We start from the raw sequence: 21,226 nt of genomic DNA, 5'->3' as shown, positions 1-21,226 counted from the left end.
AGTATCATCAGTATCAGTGAATTTGCGAATGATTCAAAATCATCCTTATAATCATCCATACTTGGCTAGGAGAGCGATGAACGGGATGACCGTGAGATACAAAAGATAAATTTTTGCACTTTCAAGAGATAAGCCAAGGAGAAAAGACATGAGTACATACAATGCATCTATTCCTGAAGTTGATGCAAAAATACAAAATTTTGTTGATTGTACGAAAGAAGTAAATGAATTTTTAGGAGATTCTTCAGCAAATGTTTTACAAGCTTTGGAAGCTATCAAAGAGCACGGGCAAAATTTGTTACAGTCATCAGAAGAGATGGCACAAGGAGCCATCAACACACGCGATTCTATTGAAGCAGCCACTGAATTCAGTCGGAGCGCAGTTCAGAGCTCTGAAACTGTAACGAAAAATATATTGGCATCGGTTGAAATATTGCACGAGATCCGCGAGACTATCAAGGAAGGCCACTCTATACTAAAGGCGCAAAAAGAAGCCATGCTCAATAACCAAAAAGTGCTGGAGCAATTGTCTGCATCCATGCAAAATGTCAAAGATCAGGCTTCCGAAATCGCGAACATTACAAAAATGATGAAAAAGATTGCAATGTCAACCAAAATTCTTTCTATAAACGCCTCTATTGAGGTTGCCCGAGTCGGTCAACAGGGAAAAGGATTTGGGGTGGTGGCAGAAGAGATTAAGAAATTTGCCGCCAACTCTGAAGAACAGGCCAAACAGATAAATGACTTCGCCGCGGCAATAGACACAGCGATTAATATAGCACATAAGAATGTAAATATATCCGCAGAAGCCTCTATGTATCAGGCTGATAGAGCCGAAGAAGTTTCTGCTTCATTTGAGCAGATAGTGAAATCTGTTATGCAAGCGAATGAATGGATACAGCTTGTCCAATCAGAAAATTATCAATTAAAAGAAGATATAAATAAGATACAGGATAAATTTAATATTTTGAGCTCCATATCTTCTCAGACAGTTGTATCCACGAGGGAAGTTTCTAATACGATTCAACAGCAGACTCAATTTGTTGATGAGGTTTTAAGCAAAATGCAGGAACTTGATAATATGACAAAGGAATTAAATGTCATTGTTCAGGATTATGAACAAAACTAAGGGAGGTTAGTAAGAATGGCTACAACACATGGAACGTTTACGATGACACTGGATTCGACCAAAAAGGTTATGATTGCATTTGCAGAGGGACTTTTTGATATGGATCAAGGGAATGCATTTTGTAAGGCATTTATGGAAAGTGCGCGTAAAGCATCCGCATACAAAGATTATAGCCTAATCATTGACGTAAAAGGCGTGCGGCCTACTTCGCCGGAAGTACAGCAAGCCCTTGGACAGGCAATGGCTTTGTATGCTTCAAAAGATTTCACCTTTAAAAAGCGATTTATGACAAAGTTAGCTTCCGCGATTACGCAATCTCAGGTTGTAAGGTTGTCAAAAAACGTTCCCGGATTTTCAGATTGCGTCACATTCGTTGATACAAAAGAAGAAGCCTTGTCTAAAATTTAACTGGTTAGCGCAAAGGAGTTGCAATGTATGGGATTTCGTAACGTTGTTATAAAAGAATTGGCCGTATATTATCCTGAAAAAGCAGTTGGAAATGAATATTTTGAAGAACATTTCGGGGATACCAATGTTTCTTCTTTGATGGAGCATTTAGGGAGAGTAACGCGTTTTTTAGCAGATGAAAACGAGACTTCTTTAACCATGGCTTTTGAGGCTTGTCATAAGGTTCTAAAGTACGCTCAAATGGAGCCGGAAGAAATCGATATGATCGTTTTTTCGTCAGAAACACCGGAATATACCGCACCTACCAATGCCTTAAAACTGAATCATATGCTGAAAGCCAAAAATGCTCAGATTGTTTTTGATCTCAATAACAATTGCATCGGCATGCTGACGACGTTGGATTTGGTGAGTAATTATGCCAAAAACAATCCGTCATTAAAACATGTATTGGTTGTTGGCAGTTTGTTGATCAGTTCCGTAGTGAGTTGGCAAGACCCTGTTACCTATCCTAACTTTGGTGATTCTGCTGCCGCTGTCATACTGGAAATAACAAATGAAAACGAAGAGCGCGGTTTTATGGGAAGAGCCCATTATTTCACCGATTCTCAATATCATGATTCTATCGTTATGCCAGCCTGTGGTTTCGCAAAAATGTATGATAAGAAATTAAAAAATGATGATAAACGCTGGAATTGGACACCGTTCAATTTTACTTTTTTATCTGATAACTGGGCAAAGCTTATTAGAAATAATCTGGCGGATCATGGATTAACGCCTGCTGATGTTGATCATTTTGTATTTTCTCAGTTTTCAAAACCAGATTCTGAGGATACTCTCAAAAAATTGAGTGTAGATCCTACCAATTACTCTTATGTAGGTGATAAATTCGGTTATACCGGAACTACAAGCCCCATATTTGGCCTTCGAAACGCCATTCGCACAAAGCGGGTACAAAAAGGTTCTAAAGTGATCCTATGTTCTGTCGGAGCTGGATACAGTATGTGTTCCATACTGTATCAGTTCTAAATAACGGGGAGAAAATCAATCTCTATTTTCTAAACGAGTAAATTGCCTAAAATATAGCTTTGTCACGGTACTAGTAAAACTTTATTCAATGTATTGGGAGAAACTATATTGTATTGGGAGAAACTATATTATGTATAACAAAATCAATGGTATCCATTATGAATTCATTGAGAATTCGGCAAGTAAAGAGAACCTGGTGTTTGTTCATGGATCAGGTTGTAACCGTATGTTTTTACGACCACTTGCGAAAAAGTTGAAAGACTTTAATTGTTATCTCATAGATTTGCCCGATCATGGCCAATCCGAAAACAGACATTGTACAAAAGTAGAAGATTATATTGCTGCCGTGGCAGAATTTGTTACTCAGTTGGATAACGTTAGATTAATAGGGCACTCTTTGGGCGGTACAATATGTCTGGGGGTTGCCGCTAAGAGGGTACCTTCAGTCAAAATGAATGTTATCATAAGCTCAGGTGCTAAATTTTATAAATTTGATAGAAAAATTCATAACATGGTTCGAGAGAAAAAAGTAAATTGGCTGTATCTTATTCAATGTTGTGGTTCTTTGACCAATATTGATGTATGGGCAGATCTTTTAACTTTTGAGCCAGCAGAGGTAATATTAAAAGATTTCGAAATTGATATTAAGCTTGATATAGAAAACGTCATGAGTCATATTACTATTCCAACATTAATTATGGTAGGCAGTGATGATATTCTTACATTGCCGGAGTATTCCACTAAAATGCATAAAGCAATTAAAAACTCAAATTTAATTATCGTTCCTAATGTTAGGCATATGCTGCCTATTGCTAAAAGTACATATGTTGCGCAGCATATTAGAGAATTCATGAGAAGTTGAAACAAGACAATATGTGTGTCCGAACTTAACTTTTTTGTTTCCGTGTCTTGACAGCGAGCGGGGGCATTATAGTTTTCGCCGTTTAGCCAACATAGATGGGGTTGCTGAATATCCAAGGTTGTTTCCGGTAATAAAAACCCCCCGGGAGTTTGGCCTGGTAGCCAAAAACCTCGACCCGGTAGGCGCCCGGCAGGGTAACAACGGATTGCAGGCTGCTGCCGTGACATTTGGTAATGACCTTTCCGTTTCTAAGGAGGGTAATAATGCCTTTTCGGCCGGGGGGAAGGGATACCGCCAGTTTCACCGGTTTGTCCTCGTCTAAATCGATATGGTCTCCCATAAGCGCGACGGCATTGCCGCTAAAAGCTGTAAACTGAAAACCGTCGGCGGGCGCGAGTAAATCAAACGAAACATATGCATGCCCGCGGGTTAAAGCTTCATACACGAGAGCTTTAGCCCGCTTATCGTCACGGGAGAATTTCTCGGGCAGCAGAAGATGGGTGTTTACTGCCTGCAGTATTTCATAATAGCGTGGCCAACGGTATTTTTTTTTGCCGATTTTTAAAAAACCGTGGGCATCTACCCCGCCGATTCCTACCACCTTCCGAACTCGTGTCAGTTCGTCCCATTTCTTTAATTCCCGGTGTGGCCGGTTGTTGAACAAAATATGTTCCAAACGGGATGGGCAAAGGAGAAACAAGATAAGGCTAAAGATGCCCATAAACTGAATGGCTTTACGACGAGACATTGACACAAAGTTGACTATTTCCAAACCGGTGTAACCGGTTGCACCCCAGTTTTTCCAGGCGCCTTTGAGATTGTAAGGATGAGCGAGAAAGCTTAGAGCGCCATATTGATTTGCATAGTTTATTGCCGCCTGGCTGTTACATTCAGGCATTTTCCTGCCGAGATTAAAGACCAGAAGATGTCCGGCATCCACCGAAACTTCCTCCCCGGCTAAAATGAGAGTTTGACCATGCCATCCTTCCCAGCCGTCCAAGACCGGCTTTATGGTATTGTGGTCGCAAGTGATAAGGAAGTCGAGACCCAGTTGGTTGGCGTCGTCAATTAATTCCGGGAACGTTGCCGCGCCGTCGGAATATACGGAATGGCAGTGGATTACCCCTTTATAATCGAAAAACGGCAGCATCAGGCTTTCCTCTGTAACGGCTTGCTCAGCTACTGGTCCCGCAATGTGTGCCTTTATGAAGCGGTAAAAAATGAGAAAACAGGCGGCAATTGCCGCCCAAAGTACAAGATCGCCAATCATTATAATTTATAACCTCCGTCATATTTGAGTTTGCTGGGGGAGAAACCCCTTAAATCCGCTGCAGCGATAAATATTGAATTCACGAGTTACATATGGGTTGCGGAACTTCAATATATCCACAAGCTGGACTTTCTCAAACATCTGATTAAGTTCCGGCAGTTTACTCTTGTCCCCGATATATAGCGCTTCGTTGGGCGGGTGGTCGACAAGTTTAGCTCGCCAGTAGTCATAGTTGGAAAAACGGGAACTGGTTATGATATGAACCTCGGGCCTGCCCTCGAGGTAATACCAAGCCATCGAAGCGTTTTGATAATTGTCGCTGATTACCACTGCCGAATTGCCGGTCACATATTTGCCGGCGGTTCGCAACAAATCGGCATAACCGTAATAATGGGCTTTCAGCACAGCTTTCGGCGGGAGGAAGGGAAATGCTTCCGGATATCTGACCAGTACCGTCATCAGCGTTGTAAGCACAATACCGGTTACGACGATCCAATTTTTTTTATACCGGTCAAGCCAGTAGGACAACAAAATTGTACCGGTAATATAGGCCGCAACCGGCCAATTTGGTTCCACTTTTTTAAACAGGGCGGCATAGCCGAAGAAAAATAGGACGATACTAAGTGGCCAAAACAGAAAAGCCAGCTTATCGTTCGTCATATTTTCCCTGATTTTGCCGTAGGCATAGAATATCATTGCCAAGAAAAATACAGGGTTTATAATACCGGCCTGGCCAGCTACATACTGGCCCAAAGTCTCTATATCAAATACTTTGTTTTGGGCCATACCATGGCCGTACTGAAACTTGAAAGAAATCCAATCATGCTGCCAGTTCCAAAATAAGACAGGGGAAAATATCAAACCGGCAAGCAGCGCGGCACTGTAAAAATGGCTAGAACCAAGCAGGCGTCTATGTTTCGAAGCCATTAAAAAAACCAGCAAGGCCGGGAATAACAATATTCCGGTATATTTGGACAGCAGCATGAATCCACCGGTCAAGCCGGCGAAATATAAATAGCGTACTTTGTTGCGAAAAATCGCCTGGTAGCTGAAATAGACAGTACCCGTCCAAAATAGTATCAGGGGAGCGTCCGGCGTGACCACCTGAAAACCAATCTGGGTGATGGGAATAAAGAGGAAAATCAAAAGACTTAGAGCAGCTACTGTTCCTGAAAACATTTCTGCCGCCAGCCGGTAAACCAGCCATGAGGACACGGAAAGGCAGAAAACCGATACCAGACGGATGGACCATTCATTTGTACTGAATAACGTAAATAGTTTTATCAGATAGGCGATCAGCGGCGGATGGTCAAAGTAGGACAGTTGAAGATTCTGGGACCAGGTCCAATAGTAGGCCTCGTCGGGATGGAGAGGCAGAAAGGCATTATACCCCAGATTAATAATAATTATACAGCACGCAACAATCAGTATTTTTCGGTTCATGAGTTTTCTCCATATCATTATTAGAATTAGATTTAAGAACAAGTAACCTCAGTATACCTCAGTATACCTCAAAATCCACGTGTATAATGAAAAAAATAGATTAAAATTTTTATATGGAATGCATTAAAGAATTGAAATTATGTCCGGGTATTAGGAACGCTTCGACGCTGCCGCTTAACCTCAGCTTATCCTAATACCCGGGTCAATTCTTTAATGCGACATATATAGATACACAGGAGCTTTCACCAAAGTTGCTGCATTATGAAAATATTTAGAGGAGGAATATTTTGATGTAAATAGTGCAAGCTTGCGCTTTTTTATTTAGATTCCCCCTATATTTTACAAAATTTACAAAAAAATATTTATATAATGGTAGGTGAGGTGTATTTCAATATCCAAAAAAAGGAGTGAAGGAGGAAAACATATGTATCAGAAAGTGATACTTCCTAATTCGAAAAAAATACTGGGCACGGGTTGGCTTCCACCGTTGCCGGATTTACGGGATTATTCAGAAGAACATGAGCAAATTAAAAGTATTGTGGAAAAATTGGGCATACCTATGGGAAGGGCAGATTCATTACCGGATAAGGCAGATTTGCGGCAGTGGTGCACAGCAATAGAAGATCAAGGGGAGCTGGGTTCATGCACTGCCAACGCGGCGGCGGGGATAGTCGAATATTTCATAAATAAAGCCTACCAAAAACAAATTAATGTTTCACGTCTTTTCATTTATAAAGCCACGCGTAATTTGATGGGAGTAACCGGTGATGCCGGCGCATATTTGCGAGATACGATGGGGTCCTTGGTTCTCCTTGGTGCGCCTGCGGAAAAATATTGGCCATATACGGATATAAATCCGGATTTTGATAAGGAACCAACCTCATTTGTTTATTCATTGGCCGACAATTACGAGGCGTTACAATACTTCACTCATGACGGCGTAGGGACAACAAATAAAACGCCTGCCGAAGTATTAAACAGTATAAAAAAATACATTGCGGCAGGTATACCCGCCATGTTCGGCTTTTATGGCTTTTCATCCTACACTCAGGCAGATGTCAAAGGGGGAATTCCCTATCCGGGTCCGGACGAAAGGGCGCAGTGGGGACATGCTGTTGTGGCGGTAGGTTATGATGATAGCCTAAAAATCAAAAACCTCCAATACAACCTGGAAACTACCGGCGCCATTCTCATTCGCAATTCGTGGGGAGCCAGCTGGGGTGATAACGGCTACGGATGGTTGCCGTACGATTATGTCCTTAATCAGCTGGCAACCGATTTTTGGTCGTTAATAAAAATGGAATGGATTGACACTGATCAATTTGGTCCGGTAAGTATTTGAGCCTGAGATAACCATAAAGACCGATAGTATCAATGTGGCCCTGCAGACGAATCAGTTTGCAGGGTATTTTATTGGGTGATTTGGCAACTGGCAGGGGGCAATTGGCAATTAGCAATTATTGAAGGATAATATCAACAAATATCGAAATAATACCGAAAAAACAGGACAAAGTAATTGCCATACCCATCATAACGGTAAGTTTTCATGAGGTGAGGAATATTGCCGGATGCTATTGGTTTCAATCCGAAAAATAAAGATAAAAAAAATAAAGATAAAGAAGATAATTTTGCGACAGACATCGGCCGTAAGCAAACAGAGCAGGCATTGCCGGACATGGGGACAGAGAATGAATGCTGGCTGAGGGATTTTGCGCAGGCGGTACCTGATGCCAGTTATATCATTGACGAGGACGGGCGGTTTATTGAAGTTTTCGGCAACAGTGAGAAGCTGATACCGTTTTCCCCGGCGAAGTTGCGGGGACAAACTGTTTATGATGTGTTTTCGCCGGAAAAAGCCAAGGAGTTTTTGGCGGAAATCCGTCAGACTATCACGACGCAAATGCCTCGCCGCCTCGACCATGCCCTGGAAATATCGCTGACTTCCCAGTTTTGGGAAGGACGGGCGGCGCCGATGCAACATACGGTCGGCGGTAAAAAGACAGTTGCCGTGGTTGTTACCGATGTTACGGAACGGCGGCAAGCGGAAAGGATTCTCCAGATATCCTATGAATTGCGTCGCCGCAGCGATTTTCTTAACGATATCGTCAACGGGCATGTAGTCGTTGATGCACAGGTCACGAGTTTTGCCAATTCGTTGGGGGTAGACTTTTCAGCCCCCCTATTCTGTTGCTTAGTAGCCAGTGAGGGATTTAACGGGGCAGGAACCAAGCGGAATGCCAACGCCAACAACTGCCAAATTCTCAAGAACAGCATAATTGACGTGTTAGGCGACGAACCTGACTGTATTGTATGGGACTGCCGCGCCGATATAGGAGTTTTGTATCAGGCCAAAGAACTCAATAAGGACGGCAGCATACAATTTGCCGGCCGTCTTATAGACAAAATCCGCTGTATTGCTTCTTATCTGGCGGTGACAATTGGGGTAGGCAATTCACAAACCGGTCCCGCAGGCTTGGTCAAAAGTTTCCGACAAGCCCGGAACGCCATTATCGCCGCCCGCTGTGACCGAAACAGCCGGGGGGGAATATACCACTACGGGGATTTAGGTATTTTTCAGCTTCTTACCACCTATGAGTTGAAAGAGCCGGCCCGCGGATTTGTTGAAGAAAAGATTGGAAAACTCATAAACTACGACCGGGAAAAAGGCACAAATTATTTGGATACCCTGGAAGAGATACTGCAAACCGCCAACTTAAAGGAAGCCGCGCAGAACTTATTTTTACATCATAAAACGGTAGTTTTTCGCAAACAGCGAATCGAAAAGATCCTGGAGATTTCTGTTGATTCTTTTGAGACCAGAATTGCTCTGGCAGCAGCAATCAAATTGTATAGACTGGGCCGGATCATTGTAAATATTTAAACTCTCAGGCCAAACTATAGGGAACGCATTAAAGAATTGAAATTATATCAGGGTATTAGGAATGCTTCGATGCTGTCGCTTAACCTCAGCTATCCTAATACCCTGATGTCATTCTTTAATGCAATATATATATTATCTTCCGGAGATAATAGTTTGGCATTTTTTTGTTGAAAAATGTAGTTTTTTGAGATAATAGTGTTATTTTGGAAAATAACTTATAATAGTTTTAAAGTTAAGAAAAATAACCACGGAGTAAAGAAATTCCTGATTTAGCTAAAGTGCCCCGACTGTAGCCGGGGTTCAATAAAAAATTAAGGAGGAAGGCATTATGTCGCACGAGTACAATCCAAGCACCAAAAACAAAGGTTTCGAAGTTGACAACATTAAGCTGACCGATGTCATTGATCTTGATTTTTTACAACGCTTTCAGGATGATTTTGCCAAAGGAGTGGGGTTGGCGAGTGTAACCGTGGATATTGACGGCACCCCGGTTAGCAAACCCAGCTGTTATACCCGTTTTTGCAAGGATTATACCCATACAACGGAATGCGGCGATAAACGCTGTGCGGAATCCCACCGCAAAGGGGGCGAGGAAGCGGCGCGAACCGGCAAACCGGTGGTGTATGAATGCCATGCAGGGCTTATTGACTTTGCCGCGCCCATCATGCTGGAAGGAAAGCAGATTGGCACCATTCTCGGCGGACAAGTGCTGACGGATGCGCCTGATGAAGCCAAGTATCGACGCATTGCCAATGAAATCGGGGTGGACGGCGAAGGGTACGTGGAAGCAGTCCACGAAGTTCGCAAATTATCCAAGGAAAGCATCGAATCCGCCGCCAATGTGCTGTTCATCGTTGCCAACAACATGTCACAAACCGCCTATCATCAAAGAAAGCTGCAGTCGGTTTCCCAGGTATTAAGCGACAGTCTGACTCAAATATCGGCAACCATGGAGCAATTGGCAGCCTCGGCCAGTACGGTCAGCGACAATCAGACCCAACTGAACAAGGAAATACAAAACGTGGATGTGGTAACCGGGGAAATCAATCAGGTCATGGACCTAATCAAGGAAATTGCCGATGAGACCCGTTTGTTGGGTCTGAACGCGGCCATCGAGGCGGCCCGGGCGGGGGAAGCGGGCTTGGGATTCGGCGTCGTAGCCCAGGAAATCAGAAAACTGTCCGCCGACTCCAAACAAACTGTCGGCAAGATCCAGGAATTCACCTCCTTAATAAGAAATTCCGTCAAGACGACGGTCAGCATGGGCAACGAGACGGCGTCGACAGTGGAACAGCAAGCGGCCGCTATCCAAGAAGTAACGGCAAATATTGTGGAGATCAACGGCCTAACCACGCAGCTAAGCGAGTTGGCGAATCAAGTATAACCCATATCTATATAACTATATCTGGCAAGCGAGGTGAAAAACCGTGGCTAGCACCCTATTCGTTGTTTGTGAATTGAACGGAGAAGAATATGGTATCGACGCCATAGCGGTAAAAGGTATTTTAAGACCGCAAAAGTTTCCCCTTCGTAAAGTTCCCGGATTTCCCAAACAGATAGAAGGTATGATCAATTTGCGCGGACAAATCAACTATATCATCAATTTGGGAACGAAATTCGGGTTACAGGAAACCAAAATTACTGATGACAGCAAATTTGTTATGCTAAATGTGGGTTCCGTAATCGGCTGTATTGTGGATGAAGTTACAGATATCGTCAGTATAGCGGATGAAGATTTACAGTCTGCTCCCACGTTTCTATGCAGCACTAGCGCCAAATATCTGAAAGGTATAGGCAAAGTGGAGGACCGGATGATCATTATTCTCGATCCGGAGCAACTATTGTCTATGGAAGAATACGAAGTTATTACCGCTTCCCAAGACATAGCAAGCGCTTAAATTCTACTGGCTGAAATACATAAAGTCTCATAATTCATGGTTGCAGTTAATTGCGGTTAGAATTTATCTATTTGATACTGAACGGAACGCGCCGCAAAAAATAGTAATGAAAAAACCAGGCTGAATCCTGTAGGTAATGGATTTAGCCTAATTTTTTTTGCTGCAGTATTGGCATTATAACTTAATTTTCGCACAAAATCGACAAAGTTTGTATTTTTTCTTACTATATGTATGATTATGTCGGTTTTAGGCAGTATTAAAACTGCTGACTGGAAAGTCAGCGGTTTTTTCTGTTTTAAAGCTGTAAAAGCCTTATTGTACAAAGGATTAAGGAGTATCGATTTTTGACAGCAAATAGATGCTTAATGTTAAAAAATAGTGTGTTGATGTTAACGAATAATAATATTTAAACATAATAATTGGTGTCAAGCTTTTACAAAATAATTATAAAAAAGATGCTAAAATGGCGGCATACTGATAAATTTATCAGATCTAATAATAACATTTTCCTAAAACATACCATTTTATAGAAAATTATATATTTTTTAACTTATTTGAAAAAAGAATAGCGACTAGAAAAAAATAATAAAAATAGAAAAAAATAACATGATTTACAACCTAAGTCAGATGCAATGCTTAATCGCAACCTTATATAATAAAAATCACCTACTAATTGCCAAACAATATAAATTAATAATTCCATAAATTTAGTGCGGGTTTTAGGTTTTATTAATACCTATTTGTTGCAATAGTACGACAGTAAAATATTAAATATCTGCCAGGGTGAATTCAGGGTGACTAATAATGAATAATTCAGTACTATTGGTTAACGATGGGCTGGAATCCTTGCAATCTATGCATCAATTACATAAGCTTTTTCAGATTGACATTGTTCAACATCCCATCGAAGCATTAAATTTGTTAAGCAGAAAATGTTATTATCGGGCTGTTGTTGCAAACCTAAAAATGGAAATTGCCGATGGTGTTCAATTTTTGGCTGCCGCCCGTAAAATATCCCCGTTCACACGATTGATAGCAATCGCTAATCAGGTGGATAGTTATACCTTAATTGAGGCAATCAATAAGGCGCAAATTTTTGCCTGTCTAACTATGCCTGTTAATCCCAGTGTGTTAATTGATACCATTTTATCGGCTATAAGTTATTTCGATGATATCTACGGTAAAAATATGGTGAGTATTGATCAGGAGGGTCAACCCTGCTTGAGGGCTGACGATGATTTAACATTAAGAGAAAATGAAGTGTTGAATATGGTACTGTTAGGATTTTCCAATAAGGAAATTGCGCAAAGGCTTGGATTGACAATAGGAACAGTAAAAAGTCACTGCAATAACATATATAACAAACTTGGTGTTCACAGCCGGACACAAGCAATAGCAAAATTACTCCAAAGGAAATAACTCAGAAATAATCAATAATCATTGGCAAGCGGAAAGTGGATCCTGGTTTAAAATTAACATAAAATTTTTGCAGCAATTACGAAATGGAGGGGTTAATTATGATTAAAAAAATAGCAAGAGTATTGATGATTACAGTGCTGATGCTGCTGCCTTTTACAAGTATGGCTGTAGACGGCGGCTATCAACTGAGCCCGGGTGACGTTCTCTCCATTAGTGTGTGGGGTATTCAGGAATTGCAGGTTAAGGAAGTAATCATCAGACCGGACGGGAAAATAGCCGTTCCCTTGGTTGGTGAGGTACAAGCAGCAGGGGTTTCACCAGCGGGGTTAAGTGAGGCGCTAACCTCATCGCTGAGTGAATATATCAGGGATCCCAAGGTCGCAGTCAATGTTGGCAAGTTCCATACTACCCGCGTTTATGTGCTGGGGCAAGTAGCAAAACCCGGTTTGTATGAATTGGAAAAACAACACAACTTGCTCGACGCGGTGGGTATTGCCGGCGGTTATACCAAGGATGCGGCCAAGAAGAAAATTTTTATTATTCGCAATGGAAACACCGGCGAGTCCGAGCCATTGAAAGCAAATTTGTATGATCTGTTAAACAAGGGTGACATGTCCCAAAACTATACTTTGAATGAAGGTGATGTAGTATATCTGACTGATAATGATAGGGTTGACTTTAGACTTGATATATTGCCGCTTATTAGAGCTATTTCAGGTTTTTAACAATAACTTTTACCAATAACTTATAACTTACTACTTATTACGACAACTATAAATCTAATTATTGTTGGAGGTCAAAAGTGAATGAAACAACAATAGAATTAAAAGATGTTATCAAGACATTAAAAAAACGGCGCAAGCTAATAATTTCCGTATTTCTTGGCATGACGATCGCGGTGGCGGTGCTGAGCTTGGCTATGTCGCCTACCTTCGAGGCGCAAAGCAGTTTGCGGGTTAAACAGCCAAAAGGACTGGCTGATTCCCAATTGGCCGATGCTCCTGTCGGCATGGCCAACATTATCAATGCCAAACAGCTCATGGCAACTTATGCCGAGATACTGAAAAGCCAGGAAGTGGTAGAAACCGCATTCGCAAGAGTGGAATCAAATGAAGAAGCCTCATATTTTCAAAAACTGATTAACTGGAGTCGCAGTCTCAGGGGACTGGAGCCGGTTCAAAGCCTCCCGAAATATAATGACATGCTGAAGCGGATTACCACTCAGCCGATAAAAGATACGGAAATACTGGAAGTCAGGGCCCAGGGCGATTCACCGGCAGAAGCACAGCTATTGGCAAATACTCTTGTTAACACATTTATAGAAAAGCTTACTTCGTTATCCCGTTCTGAGCAGTCGGCGGTGCGTGAATTTATCGGCCAACGGCTGGAAGAATCCAAAAAAGAGCTGGAAGAAGCCGAGAAGGCACTGGAAGAATACAAACGGAATGAGAAAATGGTAGCTGCCAATGACCAGACCAAAGACTTGGTAGACAGGTATTCAAGTATTGTTAAGCTGCAAGCCGAAAATTCTGTGGCCCAGTCGGCGGCGGAAGCCAAACTAAATAGTACCCAACAACAACTGTCCCAGGAGAAACAAGGCTTTGTCGCCGACAGTCCGCTGATTCAACAGTACAAAAGCAAACTTGCGGAACTGGAAGTGCAATTAGCAGGCTTGGTACAGAAATACACGGATAAACATCCCCAGGTAATGGAAGTCAGGGCTGCAATAGCTGAAACAAAAACCAAGCTGGATACGGAAGTTACCCGTACGGTGAATGCCGAAGCTCCGTCCATGAATCCGATTCACCAGGGGCTTTTGCAAAACAAAATCCAGGCGGAAGCTGAAATTGCCGCTGCTACTGCCCAAGCGGGCACTATCGACCAGCTTATAAGCGACAGGGAAAAGGAAATAGACAAGCTTCCGGCCAAGGAGCAAGGCTTAGTCCGGGTGATGCGGGATGTGGCGGTAACGCAGGAAAAATACACCATGCTTGCCAAGCGTTATGAGGAAGCGCGAATTAGTGAAGTAATGCAGCCAACCGAAGTTCAGGTTGTTGAGATCGCCGCTCTTCCCGACAAGCCCATTAAGCCGAAGCCGCTATTATACACTGCTGTGGCGGCAGTAGCAGGAATCTTTTTCGGTACGGGGCTGGCCTTGGTATCTGAATACATGACGAGGACCATTCGTACCGCCGAAGATGTGAGACATTATCTGGATTTGCCTGTGCTTGGCAGTATTCCCCAATTCAATGGCTCAGCGGAGCCACCGCAAACCGGTTTTTGGAATAAAATTTCAAACAAATTCAACTTACCCGGGAGTGAGGGGAAAGCAAATGGCGTCTAAACATCAGCCGAAACATCGGGCCTCAAGAAGTAGCAGTAAACCGCAATTAATCATGCAGGAACAGGCCCAGTCCCCGGTTGCTGAGGCCTACCGCACCCTTAGGACTAATATTCAGTATGGGACGCCGGACAGAGAATTAAAAACCATTATGTTTACCAGCGCCGATCCCGGGGCCGGAAAATCAACGACAGCGGCTAACACGGCCGTGGCTTTGGCCCAGGCGGGGAAACAGGTGGTCCTTGTCGATTGCGACCTGCGCAAACCTGTCCAATATAGAACCTTCAATCAAAAAAATGTGGGGGTGACCAACATTCTGGTTGAAGGAACCGAGGTTATTGTGCAGGACACGTATATCGCTAATCTGGCCCTTTTGCCCAGCGGACCCATACCCCCTAATCCATCGGAACTTCTGGGGTCGGCAAAGATGCAACAATTGCTTAAAGGTCTGAAAGAAAAATTTGATTATGTGATTGTGGACTCGCCGCCGGTTGTGGCAGTTACCGATGCCTGCGTACTCGCATCGCAAGTGGACGGTATTCTTCTTGTCATGAATTCCGGAACCGTAAGACCGGAGATAGCCCAGAAGGCCAAGGAACAGTTGTTACGGGCTAACGGGCATCTGCTGGGGGTAGTATTAAACCGGGTTGAGATGGAAGAGGAACAGGCTTATTACTATTACGACTATGGTAATGGTAAACGGCAGTGATAAACCGGAAATAAAATTAAGAAATTGAAGAGATTGATAGAAAGTTAATTCAACAAATCAGATGAATGTTGGGAGGGTGTTATGCGACATAGAGTTCTTTCGTTTAGCCTAATGTTAATAGATGCCTTCGTTGTCGCCGCAGTGCCGTTTATTGCCTTGTATCTCCGCTTCGAAGGCGTAGTGGATCCTTATTACTATAAGCTGTTTATTGATTCCCTGCCGGAAATAATTGTGGTCCGGTTGGTTACATTTTACTTTTTCGGCTTGTATCACCGCTTATGGCGCTATGCCAGTATCAGCGAGTTATTGGGTATCATTGGCGCCGTAACGGCAAGCTCCATTATTATAAGTGTTTTTATGTACGCCATTGGCGTGGATTTGCCCCGCAGCCTCGCTGTTATCAACTGGCTGCTGGTTATTGTCTTCGTAGGCGCCAGCCGAATGTTTATCCGGGTTCTGTCCTTTATGCGTCAACGGCAAAATGAACAGACCACCAGGACACTTATCGTCGGCGCCGGGGATGCCGGGGCCATGATTGCCAGAGAAATCTGCCAGCGCTACTACGATACCAAAAAACTTGTCGGCTTTATCGACGACGATGACTACAAACAAAGCAAAATGCTCTTTCAGGCCAAGGTTTTAGGCAAGAGCCAGGATATCAGGCAAGTAGCGGAGGAATATAAGGTCGATGAAATCATTGTCGCCATTCCCTCGCTGGCAGGATCACAGCTGCGGGAAATTGTCCAGGTATGCAAAAAAACCGGCTGTACAGTTAAGGTTGTCCCCGGTATCTATGAATTGATTGACGGCAAAGTAACTGTGCAGCAATTAAGGAATGTCGACCTGGAAGATCTTTTGCGGCGGGACCCGGTTAAACTGGATTTGGAACAAATAGCCGGCTATCTTAAAGGTAAACGGGTCCTGGTGACCGGGGCAGGCGGGTCCATCGGTTCGGAACTCTGCCGCCAGATCGCCAAGCGTTCACCCCAGATGCTTGTATTATTAGGCAAAGGTGAAAATAGTATTTACGAAATTGACCGGGAGCTGCGGGAAAAATACAACAATTTTGCCATTGAACCGGTTATCGCCGACGTTCGCGATGAGAAACGGATTAACAATGTTTTCGCCCGTTTCAAACCTCAGGTGGTGTTCCATGCCGCGGCGCATAAGCATGTACCGCTCATGGAGGCCCAACCGGAGGAAGCGGTACGGAACAATATTTTCGGCACCAGAAACGTTGCGCAGGCCGCCGACAAAATAGGCGCCGAGACCTTTATCATGATCTCGACCGACAAGGCCGTGAATCCTACCAGCGTTATGGGCGCAACCAAACGGGTAGCTGAACTTATTGTTCAGACTATGAACGTTGTGAGCAAAACCAAGTTTGCTGCTGTAAGGTTCGGCAATGTCCTCGGCAGTCGCGGCAGTGTTGTCCCGCTGTTTCGGCGTCAAATCGCCATGGGCGGTCCGGTTACCATAACCCACCCGGACATGAAGCGATACTTCATGACCATCCCGGAAGCGTCGCAGCTTGTCCTGCAAGCCGGCTCCATGGCCAGCGGCGGTGAAGTATTTGTTTTGGATATGGGTGAACCGGTGAAAATTGTCGATATGGCGTCCGACCTGATTGAACTTTCCGGCTTGAAGCCGGGTAGAGACATTGAGATCAAGTTTACCGGCTTAAGACCGGGTGAGAAGCTTTTCGAAGAATTGCTGACGGCGGAAGAGGGTACGGCTTCAACTAAACATGAGAAGATTTTCGTAGCCAATCTAAAGAGGGTAGATGAACGGCAATTAGCGCGGGCTTTGCAGTCTTTACAGTCAGTAATGGATCCGGAGCAAGTTATCTATTGGCTTGCTAAATTGATACCGACCTATCATAGTTCCCAATTGAAATATTATGGCATAGATACCAATGAGCTGAAGCTTGACGCAAAAACTCAATCGGCTCATCAATCTATGCCCGGCGAGGCGCAGTATCAACCTGTATCGGATTTAGGGGCGTAAAAAATATCAATTATCAAAAAAATATCAATATATTTCAATGTATCAATGAAATAGCAATGAAACGAAAGGAAAGGAATGAAAAAATGAGTAGAAAAAATTTAAAGGTATGTATTGTAGGAACAGGCTATGTCGGCTTAACTACAGGGGTTTGTTTAGCCGGTATCGGTCATGATGTAGTGTGTATAGACATTGATGAAAAAAAAATACGGATGTTAAAAGCGGGTCAATCCCCGATATATGAGCCTGGTATTGAAGATTTACTGAAAGTCGCCGCCGATAAGCTTAGTTTTACTACGCAGTATACGGATTGTAAGGATGCGGATGTCATTATTCTGGCTGTAGGTACGCCTTCCGCCAAATCGGGAAAGGCAGACCTGTCTTACATGGAAGCGGCTGTAACCGAGATTGTAAATTATCTCCATGGCGAAAAATTTCAGGTTGTGGTGAACAAATCAACAGTGCCGGTGGGAACAGCCCAGCGCACGGAAATGATAATTTCCTCCATCCTACATAAACAAAATCGCCAGGCAAATTTTGCCGTGGCCTCCAATCCCGAATTTCTCCGGGAAGGCTTGGCGGTGCATGATACTTTTTATCCTGACCGCATTGTTATCGGCGCCAAAAACACGGAAGCTTTGAACAGCCTGCGCAATATGTATGCTCCCCTGCTGGAGCAAACCTTCGCCGCCCCCAAAGCCTGCCCCCGTCCCGAAGGGTTTCCTCTCCCGGCGCTGATTACAACGGATGTAACCAGCGCGGAGATGATAAAATATGCTGCTAATTCATTCCTGGCCACGAAAATCAGTTATATCAATGAAATCAGCGGTCTGTGCGAAAAAGTGGGCGCCGATGTTACCGAGGTTGCCCGGGGTATCGGCCTGGACAAAAGAATCGGCAGCCGTTTTCTGCAGGCCGGTGTAGGCTGGGGTGGCAGTTGCTTTGGCAAAGATACTGCCGCCATAATCAATACCGGCTTGGAATATGCGTATGAAATGCCGATCATTTCTGCAGCCGTAGCTGTTAATAAAAGGCAACGCAGCCGCATGATTGAAAAGCTGCAGGAGAGTCTGAAAGTTGTCCGGGGGAGAACTATCGGCTTGCTGGGATTGTCTTTTAAACCGGATACCGATGATTTGCGTGATGCTCCGGCCTTGGATATTATTCGCTATTTAGTAGAAATGGGGGCCCGTGTTAAAGCCTTCGATCCTATTGCCATGCCCAACTGCAAAGCCTATTATCCCGAATTAGCCGTTGAATATACCGATGATGTTTTGCAGCTGGCATCAGGCTGTGACGCAGTGCTGTTGATAACGGAATGGGACGAATTCCGGCGGTTGCCGTTGGAGCAATTGGCTGAGCGGATGACCGGCAGCAAAGTATTTGTGGATGGAAGAAATATAGTCGATCCTGGCGTTGCTCAGGAAGCAGGCCTGCTGTATATCGGCTTTGGGCGATCCGGCTATGAAAGCGGTTGGGGTTATAACTGGCGGCGGTTTCACCGGCAGCTAACCGGTAAACAGGCTGTTGGCGAGTAATTCAGCAGTTAAGGACCAATTTCGAAAATTATTGCATAGCGGGGAAATTCATTTTCTGAGTTTCCCCTTTCTATGCCGGCGGGAAAGACACTCGATAATTTCGCCCGGAGATGGTGATAAGAACAATGAGTAATTTGCTTATTATCGGCGCCGGCGGACATGGCAAAGTTGTCGCTGAAGCTGCTGAGTTCCAAGGCAAGTGGACAAAAATCGCTTTTCTTGATGACAGGACAGATATTACCCATGTTTTTAACTTTGGTATTTTCGGAAAATTAAATGACTATGTTAACTTTGTTGCCGAATTTGAATTTGCTTTCGTTGCAATCGGCGATAATGAAAAAAGACTGCTTTGGATAGATAAACTTTTGGATACCGGTTATAAAATTCCTGCCGTTATTCATCCCGGAGCATATGTGAGCAAGTACGGCTTGATTGGCGAAGGCACAGTCGTGCTCCCCGGGGCGGTGGTTAACACAAACAGCCGCATCGGTAAAGGTTGCATTATTAATATAAATGCTTGTATCGACCATGATTGTGAAATAGGCAACGGTGTCCATATTTCATCAGGCGCGGTTGTAAGGAGCATGTCGACAGTGGGCAGGCTGTCTTATATAGGCGCCGGTTCCTGCGTAAAAACAGGGGCGTGTTTGGCCGAGAGATTTATTCTGCCGGACGGCAAGATCGCGGAAAACCAGACGATCCTCTGAAATTCAGAGTTTTAAGAGTTTTAAGAGTTTCAGAGGAAATGATTTTAAAGGTGGTGGGTTATATGAAAGTTTATCCTGCTATTAAACGAATTTTGGATTTTATTTTATCTCTGATGGCTATGGTACTGTTGTGGCCGGTATTTTTGCTTATAGCGGTACTTATCAAAATAAATTCCAAAGGACCTGTATTCTTTAAGCAGAGGCGTATCGGCAAGAATAAGGGCGAATTTTACATATTAAAATTCCGGACCATGCGGACTGATACTCCCCAGGATATGCCTACCCATATGCTGCAAAACCCTGATGTATTTATAACCAGCGTTGGTAAATTTCTTAGGAAGTCAAGTCTGGATGAGTTACCGCAGATTATAAATATACTCAGGGGCGAGATGAGCATTATAGGTCCGCGGCCCGCCCTTTGGAATCAGTATGATTTGATAGCGGAAAGAGACAAATACGGTGTAAATGATATATATCCCGGACTAACAGGCTGGGCGCAGGTTAACGGCAGGGATGAGCTGCCCATAGATGTCAAAGCCAAATTGGACGGCGAATATGTCGAAAGAATGAGCCTTGTTTTTGATGTAAAAATATTTTTCAAAACAATATTCAGTGTACTTAAAAGGGAAGGAATCGTGGAGGGATCCAAAGGAAGTCCCGGCAGTCAAACTTACCCGTATTTAAAGTCTGATAAAAGAAAAATAAGCTGGTAGAGGATCTACTCCGATGAAGAACTTTCTGTTGACGCTCGACCTTGAAGAATGGCGCCACCTTGATTACCTTAAGCCATACGCCGATAAAATGGGTCATGGCCGGAATTACATAAGAGCGGTAATTCCGTTTACCGAAAATGTGGCCGCCAGAGGTATTAGAATGACGGTGTTCGTGGTGGGGGAAATCGCCGGCGAACACAGGAATATTATCCGGCAACTTTCCCAGCAGGGCCATGAAATTGCCTGCCATAGTCACACCCACGGTGTCATTCATGAAATGACGGATACAAAGTTTCGCCAGGAAACTTTGCAGGCCAAGCAAATCTTAGAGGATATCGTTGCGAAACCAGTGGTGGGCTATCGGGCGCCTTTTTTTTCCATGGATAACCATAAACTTGCAATCCTATGGGATTGTGGATTCCAATATGATGCCAGTTTTATCCGACTTAAGGGGCCGAAACCCGATAATGTCCTGGATATGTCAGGGTATAGGCAAATTGAAAGTTTGGTCTTTGAGAAGGATGGATGCGTTGAATTTGAGATTCCGACCTTAGATATAATGGGTAAAACAATACCTATTTCAAGTTGCGGGTACTTCAGGCTTTTTCCTCCCCCAATTATGGAATATTTAATGAAAAAATACTATAGACACGAGGATAACTTTATATTTTATGTGCATCCCTTTGAACTAACAGATGAGCCCTTGGACGGTCTTAAGGTTGCCGGTTGGAAGAATGCATTCAGGTTTCAGACGGGAAGGAAAGGAAATAGTAAAAGACTATTAAAATTTCTAAGCGCTATGCAGGATAGAGGATTTGGGTTCCGTTCCTGTTCTGAATTATTACCGAAGCGTGAATCGTAATTAAGCTAAAGAGAGG

The 21,226-nt window shown here is 43.6% G+C and carries 19 protein-coding genes; 17 read left to right on the top strand and 2 right to left on the bottom strand.

Annotated elements, in window-relative coordinates:
* Nucleotides 1-148: 148 nt before the first annotated feature.
* The 4 genes from MAMMFC1_RS03915 to MAMMFC1_RS03900 all read left to right on the top strand — a co-directional run bounded on the left by MAMMFC1_RS03915 (nt 149) and on the right by MAMMFC1_RS03900 (nt 3,425).
* Nucleotides 149-1,129, top strand: coding sequence for a methyl-accepting chemotaxis protein (locus tag MAMMFC1_RS03915; protein ID WP_126306659.1), 981 nt, complete (start codon nt 149-151; stop codon nt 1,127-1,129).
* Nucleotides 1,130-1,144: 15 nt separating this feature from the next.
* Nucleotides 1,145-1,537, top strand: coding sequence for a hypothetical protein (locus MAMMFC1_RS03910; protein ID WP_126306657.1), 393 nt, complete (start codon nt 1,145-1,147; stop codon nt 1,535-1,537).
* A gap of 27 nt (nt 1,538-1,564) precedes the next feature.
* The gene (locus MAMMFC1_RS03905; protein WP_126306655.1) at nt 1,565-2,563 is read left to right on the top strand and encodes a ketoacyl-ACP synthase III; all 999 of its coding nucleotides are present in this window, start codon (nt 1,565-1,567) and stop codon (nt 2,561-2,563) included.
* A 130-nt stretch (nt 2,564-2,693) separates the two neighbouring features.
* Nucleotides 2,694-3,425: an alpha/beta fold hydrolase gene (locus MAMMFC1_RS03900; protein ID WP_126306653.1), complete on the top strand. Its 732-nt coding sequence runs from the start codon at nt 2,694-2,696 to the stop codon at nt 3,423-3,425.
* Nucleotides 3,426-3,507: 82 nt separating this feature from the next.
* On the opposite strand, the gene MAMMFC1_RS03895 is transcribed toward MAMMFC1_RS03900, so the two are convergent.
* Both MAMMFC1_RS03895 and MAMMFC1_RS03890 read right to left on the bottom strand, forming a co-directional pair.
* On the bottom strand, nt 3,508-4,695 hold the full coding sequence (locus MAMMFC1_RS03895; protein WP_126306651.1) for a CehA/McbA family metallohydrolase: 1,188 nt from the start codon (nt 4,693-4,695) through the stop codon (nt 3,508-3,510).
* An 18-nt stretch (nt 4,696-4,713) separates the two neighbouring features.
* Nucleotides 4,714-6,138: a glycosyltransferase family 39 protein gene (locus MAMMFC1_RS03890; protein WP_158618632.1), complete on the bottom strand. Its 1,425-nt coding sequence runs from the start codon at nt 6,136-6,138 to the stop codon at nt 4,714-4,716.
* Between the two features lie 424 nt (nt 6,139-6,562).
* Between MAMMFC1_RS03890 and MAMMFC1_RS03885 the strand changes: the two genes are divergently transcribed.
* The 13 genes from MAMMFC1_RS03885 (at nt 6,563) to MAMMFC1_RS03825 (ending at nt 21,210) form a co-directional block, all read left to right on the top strand.
* On the top strand, nt 6,563-7,480 hold the full coding sequence (locus tag MAMMFC1_RS03885; protein WP_126306647.1) for a C1 family peptidase: 918 nt from the start codon (nt 6,563-6,565) through the stop codon (nt 7,478-7,480).
* Nucleotides 7,481-7,699: 219 nt separating this feature from the next.
* Nucleotides 7,700-9,019 carry a PAS domain S-box protein gene (locus tag MAMMFC1_RS03880; RefSeq protein ID WP_126306645.1) on the top strand — a complete coding sequence of 440 codons (1,320 nt, stop codon included), beginning with the start codon at nt 7,700-7,702 and terminating at the stop codon, nt 9,017-9,019.
* Between the two features lie 328 nt (nt 9,020-9,347).
* Nucleotides 9,348-10,403, top strand: coding sequence for a PocR ligand-binding domain-containing protein (locus tag MAMMFC1_RS03875; protein ID WP_126306642.1), 1,056 nt, complete (start codon nt 9,348-9,350; stop codon nt 10,401-10,403).
* Between the two features lie 43 nt (nt 10,404-10,446).
* Nucleotides 10,447-10,917 carry a chemotaxis protein CheW gene (locus tag MAMMFC1_RS03870; protein ID WP_126306640.1) on the top strand — a complete coding sequence of 157 codons (471 nt, stop codon included), beginning with the start codon at nt 10,447-10,449 and terminating at the stop codon, nt 10,915-10,917.
* An 804-nt stretch (nt 10,918-11,721) separates the two neighbouring features.
* Nucleotides 11,722-12,336 carry a response regulator transcription factor gene (locus MAMMFC1_RS03865; protein ID WP_126306638.1) on the top strand — a complete coding sequence of 205 codons (615 nt, stop codon included), beginning with the start codon at nt 11,722-11,724 and terminating at the stop codon, nt 12,334-12,336.
* Between the two features lie 98 nt (nt 12,337-12,434).
* Entirely contained in the window at nt 12,435-13,061 is a 627-nt protein-coding gene (locus MAMMFC1_RS03860) for a polysaccharide biosynthesis/export family protein (RefSeq protein WP_232035647.1), read from the top strand.
* Nucleotides 13,062-13,138: 77 nt separating this feature from the next.
* A complete protein-coding gene (locus tag MAMMFC1_RS03855) occupies nt 13,139-14,680 on the top strand; it encodes a GumC family protein (protein WP_126306636.1) in 1,542 nt (513 codons plus the stop codon).
* Nucleotides 14,670-15,386, top strand: a complete 717-nt coding sequence (locus MAMMFC1_RS03850) for a CpsD/CapB family tyrosine-protein kinase (RefSeq protein WP_126306634.1) — start codon at nt 14,670-14,672, stop codon at nt 15,384-15,386. Before MAMMFC1_RS03855 ends, MAMMFC1_RS03850 begins: the two co-directional genes overlap by 11 nt.
* 81 nt (nt 15,387-15,467) lie before the next feature.
* Nucleotides 15,468-17,393 (top strand): polysaccharide biosynthesis protein, encoded by a 1,926-nt coding sequence (locus MAMMFC1_RS03845; protein ID WP_126306632.1) that lies wholly within the window; start codon nt 15,468-15,470, stop codon nt 17,391-17,393.
* Nucleotides 17,394-17,476: 83 nt separating this feature from the next.
* Nucleotides 17,477-18,928: a UDP-glucose dehydrogenase family protein gene (locus tag MAMMFC1_RS03840; protein ID WP_126306630.1), complete on the top strand. Its 1,452-nt coding sequence runs from the start codon at nt 17,477-17,479 to the stop codon at nt 18,926-18,928.
* A 125-nt stretch (nt 18,929-19,053) separates the two neighbouring features.
* Nucleotides 19,054-19,635, top strand: coding sequence for an acetyltransferase (locus MAMMFC1_RS03835; RefSeq protein WP_158618631.1), 582 nt, complete (start codon nt 19,054-19,056; stop codon nt 19,633-19,635).
* 62 nt (nt 19,636-19,697) lie between these two features.
* Nucleotides 19,698-20,348 carry a sugar transferase gene (locus MAMMFC1_RS03830; RefSeq protein WP_126306626.1) on the top strand — a complete coding sequence of 217 codons (651 nt, stop codon included), beginning with the start codon at nt 19,698-19,700 and terminating at the stop codon, nt 20,346-20,348.
* 13 nt (nt 20,349-20,361) lie between these two features.
* A complete protein-coding gene (locus MAMMFC1_RS03825) occupies nt 20,362-21,210 on the top strand; it encodes a polysaccharide deacetylase family protein (protein ID WP_126306624.1) in 849 nt (282 codons plus the stop codon).
* Nucleotides 21,211-21,226: the final 16 nt, after the last annotated feature.

This window comes from Methylomusa anaerophila (genome assembly GCF_003966895.1).
In the GTDB taxonomy this organism is placed as follows: domain Bacteria; phylum Bacillota; class Negativicutes; order Sporomusales; family Sporomusaceae; genus Methylomusa; species Methylomusa anaerophila.
Note: the sequence above shows the minus strand (reverse complement) of the source record. Positions and strands in the feature narration are given on the sequence as shown.

Coding starts and splice junctions, on each gene's coding strand:
- MAMMFC1_RS03915 (WP_126306659.1), top strand. CDS start 149: ATGAGTACATACAATGCATCTATTCCTGAAGTTGATGCAAAAATACAA.
- MAMMFC1_RS03910 (WP_126306657.1), top strand. CDS start 1,145: ATGGCTACAACACATGGAACGTTTACGATGACACTGGATTCGACCAAA.
- MAMMFC1_RS03905 (WP_126306655.1), top strand. CDS start 1,565: ATGGGATTTCGTAACGTTGTTATAAAAGAATTGGCCGTATATTATCCT.
- MAMMFC1_RS03900 (WP_126306653.1), top strand. CDS start 2,694: ATGTATAACAAAATCAATGGTATCCATTATGAATTCATTGAGAATTCG.
- MAMMFC1_RS03895 (WP_126306651.1), bottom strand. CDS start 4,695: ATGATTGGCGATCTTGTACTTTGGGCGGCAATTGCCGCCTGTTTTCTC.
- MAMMFC1_RS03890 (WP_158618632.1), bottom strand. CDS start 6,138: ATGAACCGAAAAATACTGATTGTTGCGTGCTGTATAATTATTATTAAT.
- MAMMFC1_RS03885 (WP_126306647.1), top strand. CDS start 6,563: ATGTATCAGAAAGTGATACTTCCTAATTCGAAAAAAATACTGGGCACG.
- MAMMFC1_RS03875 (WP_126306642.1), top strand. CDS start 9,348: ATGTCGCACGAGTACAATCCAAGCACCAAAAACAAAGGTTTCGAAGTT.
- MAMMFC1_RS03865 (WP_126306638.1), top strand. CDS start 11,722: ATGAATAATTCAGTACTATTGGTTAACGATGGGCTGGAATCCTTGCAA.
- MAMMFC1_RS03860 (WP_232035647.1), top strand. CDS start 12,435: ATGATTAAAAAAATAGCAAGAGTATTGATGATTACAGTGCTGATGCTG.
- MAMMFC1_RS03850 (WP_126306634.1), top strand. CDS start 14,670: ATGGCGTCTAAACATCAGCCGAAACATCGGGCCTCAAGAAGTAGCAGT.
- MAMMFC1_RS03845 (WP_126306632.1), top strand. CDS start 15,468: ATGCGACATAGAGTTCTTTCGTTTAGCCTAATGTTAATAGATGCCTTC.
- MAMMFC1_RS03840 (WP_126306630.1), top strand. CDS start 17,477: ATGAGTAGAAAAAATTTAAAGGTATGTATTGTAGGAACAGGCTATGTC.
- MAMMFC1_RS03835 (WP_158618631.1), top strand. CDS start 19,054: ATGAGTAATTTGCTTATTATCGGCGCCGGCGGACATGGCAAAGTTGTC.
- MAMMFC1_RS03830 (WP_126306626.1), top strand. CDS start 19,698: ATGAAAGTTTATCCTGCTATTAAACGAATTTTGGATTTTATTTTATCT.
- MAMMFC1_RS03825 (WP_126306624.1), top strand. CDS start 20,362: ATGAAGAACTTTCTGTTGACGCTCGACCTTGAAGAATGGCGCCACCTT.